The sequence below is a fragment of the Nissabacter archeti genome, from assembly GCF_018257325.1.
Taxonomy (GTDB): Bacteria; Pseudomonadota; Gammaproteobacteria; order Enterobacterales; family Enterobacteriaceae; genus Chimaeribacter; species Chimaeribacter arupi.
The window spans coordinates 155,004-168,895 of the sequence record NZ_JAERKB010000010.1 but is presented as its reverse complement, the minus strand read 5'-3'; the positions used below and the strand labels follow the sequence as shown (position 1 = coordinate 168,895).

General features: G+C 63.7%; 11 protein-coding genes. 8 read left to right on the top strand and 3 right to left on the bottom strand.

Going from position 1 to position 13,892, the window contains the following annotated elements; genetic code table 11:
- The first annotated feature begins 2 nt into the window (after nt 1–2).
- The 3 genes from JK232_RS15520 (at nt 3) to JK232_RS15510 (ending at nt 1,809) form a co-directional block, all read left to right on the top strand.
- Nucleotides 3–806: a sulfite exporter TauE/SafE family protein gene (locus tag JK232_RS15520; protein ID WP_072930627.1), complete on the top strand. Its 804-nt coding sequence runs from the start codon at nt 3–5 to the stop codon at nt 804–806.
- Between the two features lie 113 nt (nt 807–919).
- Nucleotides 920–1,489 carry an elongation factor P hydroxylase gene (locus JK232_RS15515; RefSeq protein ID WP_101828553.1) on the top strand — a complete coding sequence of 190 codons (570 nt, stop codon included), beginning with the start codon at nt 920–922 and terminating at the stop codon, nt 1,487–1,489.
- 38 nt (nt 1,490–1,527) lie between these two features.
- A complete protein-coding gene (locus JK232_RS15510; protein WP_072930623.1) occupies nt 1,528–1,809 on the top strand; it encodes a YfcL family protein in 282 nt (93 codons plus the stop codon).
- A 77-nt stretch (nt 1,810–1,886) separates the two neighbouring features.
- Here JK232_RS15510 and mnmC read toward each other — a convergent pair whose 3' ends face one another.
- Complete coding sequence (gene mnmC, locus JK232_RS15505; protein ID WP_101828554.1) at nt 1,887–3,905, bottom strand: bifunctional tRNA (5-methylaminomethyl-2-thiouridine)(34)-methyltransferase MnmC2/FAD-dependent 5-carboxymethylaminomethyl-2-thiouridine(34) oxidoreductase MnmC1; 2,019 nt, start codon at nt 3,903–3,905, stop codon at nt 1,887–1,889.
- Between the two features lie 166 nt (nt 3,906–4,071).
- On the opposite strand from mnmC, the gene fabB reads away from it, so the two are divergent.
- The 5 genes from fabB to JK232_RS15480 all read left to right on the top strand — a co-directional run bounded on the left by fabB (nt 4,072) and on the right by JK232_RS15480 (nt 11,045).
- A complete protein-coding gene (gene fabB, locus JK232_RS15500) occupies nt 4,072–5,286 on the top strand; it encodes a beta-ketoacyl-ACP synthase I (protein ID WP_072930619.1) in 1,215 nt (404 codons plus the stop codon).
- Between the two features lie 209 nt (nt 5,287–5,495).
- Nucleotides 5,496–6,341: a BglG family transcription antiterminator LicT gene (gene licT / locus JK232_RS15495; protein WP_212589376.1), complete on the top strand. Its 846-nt coding sequence runs from the start codon at nt 5,496–5,498 to the stop codon at nt 6,339–6,341.
- Between the two features lie 147 nt (nt 6,342–6,488).
- Nucleotides 6,489–8,375, top strand: a complete 1,887-nt coding sequence (gene bglF / locus JK232_RS15490; RefSeq protein ID WP_212589375.1) for a PTS beta-glucoside transporter subunit IIABC — start codon at nt 6,489–6,491, stop codon at nt 8,373–8,375.
- A 17-nt stretch (nt 8,376–8,392) separates the two neighbouring features.
- The gene (locus JK232_RS15485) at nt 8,393–9,790 is read left to right on the top strand and encodes a glycoside hydrolase family 1 protein (protein ID WP_072930613.1); all 1,398 of its coding nucleotides are present in this window, start codon (nt 8,393–8,395) and stop codon (nt 9,788–9,790) included.
- A 130-nt stretch (nt 9,791–9,920) separates the two neighbouring features.
- Nucleotides 9,921–11,045 carry an SLC13 family permease gene (locus tag JK232_RS15480; protein ID WP_212589374.1) on the top strand — a complete coding sequence of 375 codons (1,125 nt, stop codon included), beginning with the start codon at nt 9,921–9,923 and terminating at the stop codon, nt 11,043–11,045.
- A gap of 2 nt (nt 11,046–11,047) precedes the next feature.
- On the opposite strand, the gene flk is transcribed toward JK232_RS15480, so the two are convergent.
- Together flk and pdxR are read right to left on the bottom strand one after the other, a co-directional pair.
- A complete protein-coding gene (flk, locus tag JK232_RS15475; protein ID WP_072930602.1) occupies nt 11,048–12,082 on the bottom strand; it encodes a flagella biosynthesis regulator Flk in 1,035 nt (344 codons plus the stop codon).
- A 227-nt stretch (nt 12,083–12,309) separates the two neighbouring features.
- Nucleotides 12,310–13,797 (bottom strand): MocR-like pyridoxine biosynthesis transcription factor PdxR, encoded by a 1,488-nt coding sequence (gene pdxR, locus JK232_RS15470; protein WP_072930599.1) that lies wholly within the window; start codon nt 13,795–13,797, stop codon nt 12,310–12,312.
- Nucleotides 13,798–13,892: the final 95 nt, after the last annotated feature.

Genomic DNA, 13,892 nt, shown 5'->3' with positions numbered 1-13,892 from the left:
TCATGGAAGGCATTCTTCTCGGGCCGGAGATGCTCGGCATCCTGTTTGCCGTGGCGCTGCTGGCAGGGTTTATTGATTCGATCGCCGGCGGCGGCGGGTTGCTGACCGTCCCGGCGTTGCTGGCAGTGGGCGTGCCGCCCGCGCAGGCGCTGGCCACCAATAAGTTGCAGTCGGTGGGCGGGTCGTTCTCCGCCAGCCTCTACTTTGTGCGCCGCGGGGCGGTGAACCTGGGCGAGCAGAAGCTCACCATCCTGCTGACCTTTATCGGCGCGATGACCGGGGCGATCATGGTGCAGCATATGCGTGCCGACGTGCTGCGGCAGATTTTGCCGCTGCTGGTGGTGGGCATCGGCCTCTACTTCCTGCTGACGCCGCGCCTCGGCGAGGAGGAGCGGGCGCAGCGCCTGACCGGGCTGGCGTTCGGGCTGGTGGCCGGGGGCTGCGTCGGCTTTTATGACGGCTTCTTCGGGCCGGGGGCCGGGTCATTTTATGCGCTGGCCTACGTGACGCTCTCCGGCTTTACGCTGGCGAAAGCCACCGCCCACGCCAAAGTGCTGAACTTCACCTCCAACGCCGGTGGCCTGCTGCTGTTTATCCTCGGCGGCAAAGTCATCTGGGGCATCGGGCTGGTGATGCTGGTGGGGCAGGTGCTCGGCGCACGGCTCGGCGCGCACATGGTGCTGACCCGCGGTCAGAAGCTGATCCGCCCGATGATTGTGCTGGTGTCGCTGGTGATGAGCGGCAAATTGCTGTATGACAATCACGGCCCGGAAATCCAGCACTGGCTGGCGCTGCACCTGGCATAATGCCCCGGCGCCTGAGGGATTCAGGCGTTGATAGATTCAGAAAAAGTGCGGCTTGCCTTTTTCCACCCGGCCGGTAGGGTTAGCGCCTTTGCCGGCCCCTTACTTTTTACGACATGACCATGATGAAAACCACCCAGGCAGAAATCACCCACCACTACCCACAGCTGATCGAGATCTTTAACCACTGCTTCAGCGACGAGTTCAACACCCGGCTGGTGCGCGGCGAGGGCGAGCCGATTTACCTGCCCGCCGACGATCAGATCCCTTACCACCGCATTGAGTTTGCCCACGGCTACTATGCCAGCGCGCTGCATGAGATCTCCCACTGGTGTATCGCCGGGGAGGCGCGCCGCCAGCAGGTCGATTTCGGTTACTGGTACTGCCCGGACGGCCGCGATGCCCAGACCCAGTCTGAATTTGAGCAGGTCGAGATCAAGCCGCAGGCGCTGGAGTGGATGTTCTGCGTGGCGGCAGGCTTCCCGTTTAACGTCAGTTGTGACAATCTGAGCGGCGATGTGGAGCCGGATCGCATCGCGTTCCAGCGCAAAGTGCGTGAGCGGGTACTGCATCTGCTGGCGGAAGGCATCCCGGCGCGACCGGCACGCTTTATTAACGCGTTACATTCGTTTTACAATACGCCAACGCTGACCGCCGACGATTTCCCCTACCCGGAAGATCTCTGAGCGCAGCATTCGCCCCGATTGATGAATGAGGAAGAGTGATGATCGCTGAATTTGAAGCGCGTATTCTGGCGCTGATTGATGACATGGTGGACCGCGCCAGTGACGATGAACTGTTTGCGGGCGGTTACCTGCGCGGTCATCTGACCCTGGCGGTGGCGGAAGCCGAAGAGAACGGCGAACATACGCCGCAGGCGCTGAAGCAGCGCGTTGAAATCAGTCTGAACAAGGCGATCCACGCCGGGGAACTCGCCCCGCGCGATCAGGTGCTGGTGCAGGCGATGTGGGACAACCTTTACCAGCAGGCAAAGATCGAATCCTGACAGGGTGAACCGCGTCCGCAACGGAAAAGGGCCTCATGATGAGGCCCTTTTTCATGGCGCAAAGGCCCGGTGCCGGATCAGCCCGCTTCCGTCACCGGGCGGCCCTTCAGCAGCTTCCTGACCCAGAACCGGTTCGGGTTGAGCGCCGCCAGAATCTCCGCCGGGCAGGGCAACGGCTCGCCGTGGATCTGCGCTGCCAGGATTTCGGCGGCCAGCGGGGCGGTGCTCAGGCCGCGTGCGCCCAGTGCACCGAGCAGGTAAAGGTTGGCGTAGCCCGGCGCGTCCGCCACCGGCGCACCGGCGGCCAGCTGGCGCGGTAAACCGGCATAGGCGGCCAGCGTCGCCTCAAAATCGGGTGCCTGCCCGATAACCGGCAGATGGTCGCGGGTGGCGCAGCGCACGCCGCTGCGCGCGTCACCGGCAGAGACATCCACCTCGCGCGGCCAGTCGCTCTCCGGCAGGCAATCGATCAGCCGCTGGCGGTTCTGCTGCTGCTCCTCACTGCGGTAGCCGGTGTCGGTGTCGCCGCGCTGATAGCTCGCGCCGATGCAGTGCCGGCCTTCGGCGTCAGCCGGGGTCAGGTAGCCGTTATAGCAGAGCACCTGCTGCAATTGGCTGAGCGCCGGGGTGGTCGGGATATGTGACACCTGGCCGCGCACCGGGTAGGCGGGCAGCGGCACAAAGTCGGTCAGCTGGTGGCCGTTGGCCAGCACCAGCGTGGCGTGCTGCGCCGTGTGGCCGTTGGCGAACTGCACCTGCCAGCCACTGCCCTGTGGCGTCAGGCTTTGCAAGCGGTGGCTGAACGCCAGCGTCACGCCGCGCTCACCCAGCCAGCGCAGCAGCGAGCGGGTCAGCTGTGCCGGGCAGAGCCAGCCGCCGAGCGGGTAGCGCACGCCGCCGCAGCCGGTCTCGACACCGCTGTGGCGCGCCATCTCTTCCACATCCTGCGGCTGCGCCAGCTCTTCCGGCCAGCCGCCTGCCAGCAGCGCGGCGATTTTGCGGGTGCTTTTGTCGTCATAGGCCAGCTGGCCGACGCCGCTCCACCCGGCGTCAAATACCACGCCCTGCGCCGCCAGTTGCTGATAGTGGCGGCGGGCGAAGGTGAAGGCTGCCGCGAAAAACTGCTCGAAGGCATCCTGGCAGCCGTTCAGCGCCGGGTAAACCGCGCCCTGGCGGTTGCCGGATGCCCCGTGCGCCGCCTCGCTTTCGGCGCAATAGAGCGTGACGCGGCTGCCGCGCTGCCACAGCGCCAACGCCAGCATGGCGCTCGCCACACCGCCGCCGATGATCGCCACGTCGGCCGGGTTATCTGCCGCCCGGCGGGCATACCAGGGCGCGGCTGCCGGGGCGGCAGGCTGCTCCCCCATCACGCCCGCGAGCATTTCGCGCTTCTGGCCGAACCCTTTGATTTTCTGCACCGCAAACCCGGCCTGTTGCAGGCCGCGCCGCACAAAGCCTGCCGCCGTAAAGGTGGCAAAGGTGCCGCCGGGGCGCGCCAGCCGTGCCATTGCGCCAAACAGTGTCTCTGACCACATATCCGGGTTTTTGGCGGGCGCGAACCCATCGAGGAACCAGGCATCCACCTGATTTTCCAGGCTCGGGTCTGCCTGCGCAAACCACTGGTTGGCATCCCCGAACCAGAGATCCAGCGTCACCGCGCCGTCGGCCAGCAGCAGCCGGTGGCAACCGGCGAACGGCAGCGGCCACTGCGCACGCAGCGCCTGCGCGTACTCAGCCAGCTCCGGCCAGCGGGCGTGGGCAGCCGCCAGATCCTCTGCCGACAGCGGGAACTTCTCCACGCTGATGAAATGCAGCTGTTGCAGCGCGGCGTCCGGCTTCTCCCGACGGAACTGGTCAAAGGCCTGCCACAGCGTCAGGAAGTTCAGGCCGGTGCCGAAACCGGTCTCCGCCACAATGCAGCGGCGGCGCGGGTGGTCAGCAAAGCGGGCCGGAAAACCGTTGCTGTGCAGAAAAACATGGCGTGTTTCCGCCAGCCCGTCCTGGTTGGAAAAGTAGACGTCATCGAACTGTTGCGAAACAGGTGTACCCTGTTCATTCCAGCTCAGGCTGGCCGGTTGGATTGGGGGATGATTCACGCGCGATACTCATGGCTCAAGGGTTGCGGGGGAGTTTAACGGTGCGATCACGCCGGTGCAAATTTGCATATAATAAGCAGACTGTTGCTGATCGGACTTGTTCGGCGTACAACTGTACGCTAGAGTGCGTGGCAAAATCCCGACTTAAAAGTGGAAGAGGTATTACATGAAACGTGCAGTGATTACTGGCCTGGGGATTGTCTCAAGTATTGGTAATAACAAACAGGAAGTTCTGGCCTCCCTGCAGGAAGGGCGTTCAGGAATCACTTTCTCACAGGAACTGAAAGATTCCGGTATGCGCAGCCACGTATGGGGCGATGTGAAACTGGATACCACCGGCCTGATTGACCGCAAGATCATGCGTTTTATGAGTGATGCCTCTGTCTACGCTTACCTGTCCATGCAGGAGGCTATCAAGGATTCCGGCCTGACGGATGAAATGGTTTCCAACGAACGTACCGGCCTGATTGCCGGTTCCGGCGGCGGCTCCCCGCGTAACCAGGTGGCCGGTTCTGACGGTATGCGCGCCAAAGGGCTGCGCGGCGTTGGCCCGTACATGGTGACCAAAGCGATGGCATCCGGCGTCTCTGCCTGCCTCGCCACCCCGTTCAAAATCCGCGGCGTGAACTACTCCATCAGCTCTGCCTGTGCCACCTCCGCACACTGCATCGGCAATGCGGTAGAGATGATCCAGCTCGGCAAACAGGACGTGGTGTTTGCCGGCGGCGGCGAAGAGCTGTGCTGGGAAATGGCCTGTGAGTTCGACGCCATGGGCGCACTCTCCACCAGCTACAACGACTGCCCGGAAAAAGCCTCCCGTACCTATGACCAGGCGCGTGACGGCTTCGTTATCGCCGGCGGCGGCGGCATGGTGGTGGTTGAGGAGCTGGAACACGCTCTGGCACGCGGCGCGCACATCTACGCAGAGATCGTTGGCTACGGCGCAACCTCTGACGGCGCAGACATGGTCGCCCCGTCCGGTGAAGGCGCGGTGCGCTGCATGAAGATGGCGATGCAGGGCCTGGATACCCCGGTTGACTACATCAACGTCCACGGCACCTCCACCCCGGTGGGTGACGTGAAAGAGCTGGGTGCGATCCGTGAAGTGTTCGGTGACACCACCCCGGCCCTCTCTGCCACCAAAGCGATGACCGGCCACTCGCTGGGCGCCGCAGGCGTGCAGGAAGCGATCTACAGCCTGCTGATGCTGGAGCACGGCTTCATCGCCCCAAGCATCAACATTGAGCAGCTGGACGAGAAAGCGGCAGGCATGGACATCATCACCCAGCCGACCCAGCGCGCGCTGAACACCGTCATGTCCAACAGCTTCGGCTTCGGCGGCACCAACGCCACACTGGTGATGCGCAAGTTCGCCCAGTAAGTCTCGAAGGCTGCTGATAAAAAACCCGCTCCGGCGGGTTTTTTTATGGCTGCCGGGAGAGATACATCACGTTTTTGTATTCATCATATTGATGCCATTCATCAATATGATACGTTGACCGCAGTAGGATTGTGACTGCAACCGCAGGCAAGACCTGATCGAACGGCTTACGCCGGGCGGTCGGGTTTTTTTGTTTTCAGGGTATGACAATGCAGATCGCCAAGATACTCAATAACAATGTGGTGGTGGTGCTGGACGGCCACGGGCAGGAGCAGGTGGTGATGGGGCGCGGCATCGGTTTCCAGAAACAGGTGGGCGAGGCTATCCGCCAGGCGGCGGTGGAGAAGATTTTCGCCCTCAAGGGCAATGATCTCACGGCGCGGCTGGGCGAGCTGCTCAGCCATATCCCGCTGGAAGTGATGACCACCTGTGACTGCATTATCCATCAGGCGGCGGCGAAGCTCGGCACGCTGCATGAGAGCCTCTGCATCTCACTGGCCGACCACTGTTACCACGCCATTGAGCGGCAAAAACTCGGCACGCCGCTGCGCAACGGCCTGCTGTGGGAAATCGCCCGGCTCTACCCGAAAGAGTTCGCACTGGGCCGGGAGGCGGTGGCGTTGATCGCCCGGCGGCTCCAGGTGCAGTTGCCGGATGACGAGGCCGGGTTCATCGCCCTGCACCTGGTGAATGCCCAGCTCAACGGCCATATGCCGGAAGTGATGCACGTGACCCAGGTGATGCAGGAGATTTTGCAGATCGTCAAATACCAGCTTGCGCTGGACTATGACGAAGCATCGCTGAGCTACCACCGCTTTGTGACGCACCTGAAGTTTTTTGCCCAGCGGATGCACGCCCGCACCGTGGTGGAGAGTGACGATCTCTCGCTGCATGACGCCGTCAAAACCACGTATCCGGCGGCGTACCGCTGCGCGGGCAAGATCCAGCAGCATATGGCCGGCCAGTACCAGCAGGCGCTGACCAAAGAAGAACTGATGTTCCTGACCATCCACATTGAGCGGGTGCGGAAGGAGGGGCGGTTGCTGCCCGGCTGAGCCGGGCCATACGGCCTTCAGCACACAGGATTGTTACCGCCGCCAGGCGGGCAAAACCTGAATGTTCCCGGTTGCCGGCAGGCGGCCTGGGGCATTCAGGTTTTTTTTTGCCCCCGGCGGCCTGTCACCCTATCAGGAGAAGAGGCAATGGATAACCAGCAGACGGCACGCGACATCCTCAACCGGGTCGGCGGCCGCGAGAATATCCTCAGCGTGATGCATTGCGCCACCCGGCTGCGCTTCAGGCTGCGGGCGCGCGAAAAGGCGGATGCAGAGGCGTTGAAACAGCACCCCGGCGTGATTATGGTGGTGGAGAGCGGCGGCCAGTTCCAGGTGGTTATCGGCAACCACGTGGGCGACGTCTATCAGGCGCTGGTGCAGCAGGCGGGGCTGGGCGAGAACAGCGCGGCCCCACCGGACGAGGGGGCCGCGCAGCAAAACCTGTTCAGCCGCTTTATCGATGTGATCTCCGGTATCTTCACGCCGGTGATCGGCCTGATGGCCGCCTCCGGCATCCTGAAGGGGTTGCTGGCGCTGGCGCTGGTCTGCGGGATGCTGGAGGAGAGCAGCGGCACCTACCAGATCCTCTTCGCCGCCGGGGACGCGATGTTCACCTTCCTGCCATTGATTTTAGGCTATACCGCCGGGAAAAAGTTCGGCGGCAGCCCGTTTGTCACGATGGCGATCGGCGGCGCGCTGATGCACCCGCTGATGCTGGCTGCCTTTCAGGCAGAGAGCAGCGGTGATGCGGCCCCGTTCACCTTCCTTGGCCTGCCGGTGACGCTGATCAACTACAGTGGCTCGGTGATCCCGATCCTGTTTGCGGCCTGGGTGAGCTGTTGGCTGGAAAAAAGGCTCTATCCCCGGCTGCACAGCAGCATCCGCAACTTCGGCACGCCGCTGCTCTGCCTGATGATCACCGTGCCGCTGACCTTCCTGCTGATTGGCCCGGCGGCCACCTGGCTGAGCCAGCAACTGGCGCACGGCTTCCAGGCGATCTACATCTTCGCACCGTGGCTGGCCGGGGCGGTGATGGGGGCGCTCTGGCAGGTCTGCGTGATTTTCGGCCTGCACTGGGGGCTGGTGCCGCTGATGATGAACAACCTCAGCGTGCTGGGGCACGACACCCTGATGCCGCTGGTGGTGCCGGCGGTGCTGGGGCAGGCGGGGGCGGCACTCGGCATGTTCCTGCTCAGCCGTGAACCCAGAATGCGGGCGCTGTCCGGCTCCGCTTTCACTGCCGCGCTGTTCGGCATTACGGAGCCGGCGGTCTACGGCGTGACACTGCCCGCCCGGCGGCCGTTTATTTTCGGCTGCCTGGGCGGGGCGCTGGGCAGTGCCGTGATGGGCTTCTACCAGACCAACGCCTTCTCCTTCGGCTTTGCGAGCATCTTCACCTTCGCACAGATTATCCCGCCCGGCGGCATCGACCGCACCGTGTGGGCCGGGGTGGGCGGTTCCCTGCTGGCGCTGCTGTTCGCCGCCGTGATGACCCGGCTGTTCGGGGTGCCGCGCACCGCCGCTGACGCGCCCGTGCCGGCAGAGGCATCGCCCGCTGCCCCGGCGGGCACCCCGGCAAGCGGTGAGACGCTGCTCAGCCCGATGAGCGGGGCGCTGGTAGCGCTGGAGCAGGTGCCGGACAAAACCTTCGCCAGCGGCCTGCTGGGGAAGGGCGTGGCCATTGTGCCGGAGGAGGGGCGCGTCACCTCGCCGGTGGACGGCGAAATCGCCTCAGTGTTCGCCACCCGCCACGCCATCGGCATCGCCTCCGCAGGCGGCAGTGAGATCCTGATCCATGTCGGCATCGACACGGTAAAACTTGACGGTCACTATTTCACCGCCCATGTTAAGGCGGGCGACCGGGTAGCCGCCGGTGACCTGCTGTTAACCTTTGATCGCCAGGCGATTACAGCCGCCGGCTATGACCTCACCACCCCCATGCTGGTCAGTAACAGCGACGATTTCACCGATGTGCTCTGCGCGCCGGGTGCCCGCACCCTGGGGCAGACCCCCCTGCTGACCGTGATTCATTAATCAACAAGGAGAGAACCATGACACAACCATTTCCGGCAGATTTCCTCTGGGGCGGCGCGATTGCCGCCAACCAGGTCGAGGGCGCCTACCTGACGGACGGTAAAGGGCTGTCCACCTCTGACCTGCAACCCCACGGCATTTTTGGTGAGATTACCGAGCGCCGTGAAGGGGACAGCGGCATCAAAGATCTGGCGATCGACTTCTACCACCGTTACCCGGAAGACATCGCGCTGTTCGCGGAGATGGGCTTCACCTGCCTGCGGATCTCCATCGCCTGGACGCGCATCTTCCCGCAGGGCGATGAAGAACAGCCGAACGAAGCCGGGCTGGCCTTCTACGACCGGGTGTTCGATGAGATGGCAAAACACAACATCACGCCGCTGGTGACGCTGTCCCATTATGAAATGCCGTACGGGCTGGTGAAAAACCACGGCGGCTGGGGCAGCCGCGACACCATCGGTTTCTTTACCCGCTATGCGCGCACCGTGTTCCGGCGCTATGGCGCGAAGGTCAAACACTGGCTGACCTTCAATGAGATCAACATGTCGCTCCATGCGCCGTTCACCGGCGTCGGCCTGCCGGAAGCGAGCAGCAAAAGCGAGATCTACCAGGCGATTCACCACCAGCTGGTGGCCAGTGCCGCGGCGGTGAAGGCGCTGCATGAGATTATCCCGGACGGCAAAATCGGCAATATGCTGCTGGGCGGGCTGCTCTATCCGCTCACCTGCAAACCGGAGGATGTGCTGGAAACCCAGCGCCAGAACCGCGACTGGTTGTTCTTTGGCGACGTGCAGGCGCGCGGCTACTACCCGGCTTACATGAACCGCTATTTCCGCGAGAACAACATTCAGATCGACATCACCGACGAGGATCGCGAGACGCTGAAAGAGACCATCGATTTCATCTCCTTCAGCTACTACATGAGCGGCTGTGTCACCACCGATGAGGCGCAGAACCAGAAAGCGCGCGGCAACATCCTCAATATGGTGCCGAACCCGCACCTCGCCAGCTCAGACTGGGGCTGGCAGATTGACCCGGTGGGGCTGCGCATCCTGCTCAACCTGCTGTGGGATCGCTACCAGAAACCGCTGTTCATTGTAGAGAACGGCCTCGGGGCGAAAGACAAGATCGAGGCGGACGGCACCATCCGGGATGATTACCGCATCCAATACCTCAATGACCACCTGGTGCAGGTGGGCGAGGCAATTGAGGATGGCGTGGAAGTGATGGGCTACACCGCATGGGGGCCGATTGACCTGGTCAGCGCCTCTAAGGCCGAGCTGTCGAAGCGCTACGGCTTTATCTATGTAGACCGCGATGACAACGGCGAAGGCACGCTGGAACGCCGCCGTAAGAAGAGTTTCACCTGGTATCAGGACGTTATCCGCAGCAACGGCAAAAGCCTGGCGCGCTGATCGCATTTCCCCGCCCGTCGTGTCCCGCAACCCGAAGTTTGCGGGACGCTTTCCAGAATCACGCACCGCACTGGCATAATCCCGCACGCCGCGTTACCTTCTCTCTCCCGTTTCCTGAGAGCTGTTTTGTATGGTCAAGACGTTGTTTTACCGCGTGCTTCGCGGCCTGTTCCATGACCGCCTGTTACAGGCGCTGCTGCTGGTGGGCGTGGTGCTCACCGCGTTGCACCCGGCTGCCGTACGCACCTTCCCGGCGGCCGTTGACTGGCCGACCATCATGACCCTGCTGGGTTTGCTGCTGCTGACCAAAGGGGTGGAGAGCAGCGGGTTCTTTGACCTGCTGGGGCGGGCGATGATCCGCCGCCTGCACCGCGAGCGGCCGCTTGCGCTGTTTCTGGTGGCTGCCGCGGCGCTGCTCTCGACCTTTATGACCAACGACGTGGCGCTGTTTATCGTGGTGCCGCTGACCATCACATTGAAAAAACTCTCCGCACTGCCGGTAACAAGGCTGATCATTTTCGAGGCGCTGGCGGTCAACGCCGGGTCGCTGCTGACGCCCATCGGCAACCCACAAAATATCCTGCTGTGGAACCGCGCCGGGGTGTCGTTTGCGGCCTTTACCGGCCAGATGCTGCCGCTGATGGCGGTCAGCATGGCGCTGCTGCTGGCCCTGACGTGGTTCAGCTTCCGGGCGCGGCCGATCAAGGCGGTTCAGTTGCCGGAGGGCGTCGCCTGCCGCAAACCGTTGCTGATGACCTGTGCCGTGCTGTATGGGGTGTTCCTGGTGTCGGTGGAGCTGGGCGCGACCGGTTATGGCCTGCTGGCGGTGCTGGTGGGGTTGCTGCTGCTGGCGCGGCGGGTGCTGGTGCAGATCGACTGGGGGCTGATCCTGGTGTTTATCGCGATGTTTATCGACATCCGCCTGCTGGTGGACCTGCCCCCGCTGCGGCCGCTGATTGCCCAGCTGGCCCACCTGCCGGAAAGCGGGCTTTACCTGCTCGGTATCGGGCTGTCGCAGCTTATCAGCAATGTCCCGGCCACCATCCTGCTGATGAACGCCGTGCCCTCCACGGCGCTGGTGGCCTATGCCGTCAATATCGGCGGCTTCGGCCTGGCCATCGGTTCGCTGGCCAACCTGATCGCGCTCAGGATGGCCGGTGACCGGCGCATCTGGCTGCGTTTCCACCTCTATTCACTGCCGTTTTTGCTGGTCAGCACCCTGGCGGGCTGGGGGTTGCTGGCGTTGACCGGCTGAGATCAGAAAACCAGCCAGAGCAGAATCAGCACCACCAGCAGCGCGGCAAACAGCAGCGGCGCGCCGCCCAACCCTTGCAGTTGCGGCGGCAGCAGGGCGATCAGCGGGTTCACCAGCGGCTGCGGCGCGGCGGCAGCCGACTGCACCATTGACGCGGAGGTCACGCTGCGATCGACGCGGCGGCTGAACAGCATCCCCAGCAGGTCATGCAGTTGCGCGGCGGTCAGCGGCGTGAGCGGCCCGGCGTTGAACTGCGTCTGGGCATACTCCGTCAGCTGTTGCTGCTCCTCCGGGCTGGCCGGGTGCTTCAGCGCGCCGTGCAGGCTGTGCAGCGTCGGGCTGGTCTGCTGGCTCAGGGTATGGCGCGCCTGCAGGTATTGGGTGATCACCTGGAAATGCCGCGCCGGCATCGGGTCGTTGGTGGAAACCCCGACCAGATTGAACAGCTCCTGCCACAGCTTGGCCGGCTTCTCGCCGGTGGCGGCGCTGAGCCGCGCCACCTGCTGTTGCAGGCTGCGCTGTTCGGCGGGCAGCACCGGGCGGTCCATCACCGGGGTCTGCTGCGGCGGGGGAATGGTCAGCCCGCCGGTCTGGATCAGCGCCAGCACCTGATGCAGCTGCTCATGGCTCAGCTGGCTGAGTACCGTGTGGCCGAAATTCTGCCGGATGAAATCGCTGACCGCCTGCCGGTTATTGCCGAGCGGCAGCAATTCGGTGAGCTGTTGCAGCAACTGGCGGGTGGCGTGGCTCTCCTGCGCGCTGCTCAGGCGGTTCTGCAAATTCTGCTCAGCCTGCGGGAACTGCCCGGCGCTGATCTCCCCCTCGTTCGGCACGTGCAGGTCGTGGCGCAGGCTGGCCCACAGTTCGGCGGCTTTCATCGGCGTCAGCGCCATGATTTTCACCACCAGTTTCTCCAACGTGGTGCGCTGGGCAGGGGTGAGCGGCTGGTTCTCGCCGGGCGGGGTCGGCCCGGTTTTGGCTGACGGCAAAGGCCGGTCACTGACCGGGGGAGTGCCGGGGCCGCTCAATGGTTGCATAACGTTGGAATCCTTAATGTACAGGGTGGTAACAGGTATCAGCCGGATGCCGCGCAGAGGAATCGCCGGGGGCGGCAGTGTGGGTAAATGATACCAACCTGTACCCATCACGGATAGTGATGAATGTCGCTTAAATCATCGGCGGGGGCTGTTTGGTCACTCTGTCTGCATTTTCGGCATGAGGGCACCCCGCGGGTGTGCCTGCGTGCGGGCGGCGGCCCGGCTGGTTACTCCGGATTGATGAGCGTCGCCCGTCCTGCGGTTTGCGCCCGGCATAACGTCATGGCCCGCGCCAGGCGTTCGATACCGATCACGGTGCGCTCGGGCGTCTGGGCGCTGAAATTGAGGCGCAGGGTGAACTCGGCCTGTGGGTTGTTCCGGTAGAAACACGCGCCGCGCGCAAAGGTGACGTTCTGTTGCCACGCCAGCGGCATCAGCCGTGACACCGGGATATCCGGCGGCAGTTGCACCCAGAGGAACAGGCCGCCCTCCGGCAGCTCCACGCGGCACCCCGGCGGCAGGTGGCGGGCCAGCGCATCGGCGGCGACATCCCGCAACTGGCGGTAAAGGCGGCAGGCGCGCTGCAACTGGCGCTGGTAACTGCCCACGGTCACAAAGGCGTCCAGCGAGCGCTGCAACAGGCTGGACGTGGTGAAGCTGTCGAGATGTTTACGCTGCGCCAGCCGGGGGTAAAGGGCGGCGTCGGCCACCAGGTACCCGATACGGATGCTCGGCATCAGCATCTTGGAGAAGGTGCCGACGTAGATCACGCCGCCGCCGGCCGCCAGGGAACGCAGCGAGGGCAGCGCCGCGCCCTGGTAGCGCAGGTCACCGACGAAATCATCCTCCAGCAGTGTCACCCCGGCGGCTTCAGCCAGCTTCACCAGTTGCCGCCGCCGGGGTTCACTCAGGCAGCGCCCGGTAGGGTTATGGAAATTGGGGATGGTGTAGATCAGCGCCGGGCGGTGCGCGGCCAGCAGGGCGGGCAGGGCGTCCACGCACAGGCCGTCGGCATCACAGGGGATCGGCACGGTACGGACGCCCTGAAGCTCAAACAGCGTCAGGGCCTCGGCGTAGGTCGGCTCCTCCACCAGCACTGTATCGCCGGGGCGCAGCAGGGTGTGGCTGACCAGGCTCAGCGCCTGTTGCGAACCGTTGGTGATCAGAATCTGTTCCGGCCGCGCCGGGATACCCTGCAACGAGAGGATGCGCGCCAGCGTATCGCGCAGCGGATAGTAGCCGCAGTAGTCGCCATAGTGGAACGCCTCTTCCGCATGGCGGCGCAGCACCGAGTGCATCACTTTGCGGAACGCCTCCTGCGGGAAGATGCGCGGGTTGCCGACCCCGGCGGCGAAATTGATCACGTCCGGCGGCAATGGGCTGTCGGCCTGGCCATCCAGCCGCGAGGCACCGGTGGTAAAAGGGTCAACCGGGAAGAGGGCCGTCTGCTCTGCGGCAGGCGGGGCGGGTGGCGCATACGGGTGGCATACATAGGCACCGCTGCCGCGCCGCGCCTGTAAAAAACCTTTGGCCGCCAGTTCGCCATAGGCGTTTTCCACCGTCAGGCGGCTGACGGCCAGTTCAGCCGCCAGCATCCGGGTAGAGGGCAGTTTGTCCCCCTCTTTCAGGCTGCCGTCCAGAATGGCGCAGCGCAGCGTCTCTTCGATTTGCAGGTAGAGCGGGATGACACTGTGGCGATCGAGAGGGATATGCATAGCACTCCTGGGCGGCAGAGAAAAAGGCAACATGGCCGGCTTACGCGTAACGTGGCCTGGATAAGCATAACGTGGCCTGGATAAACTGAAAGTGG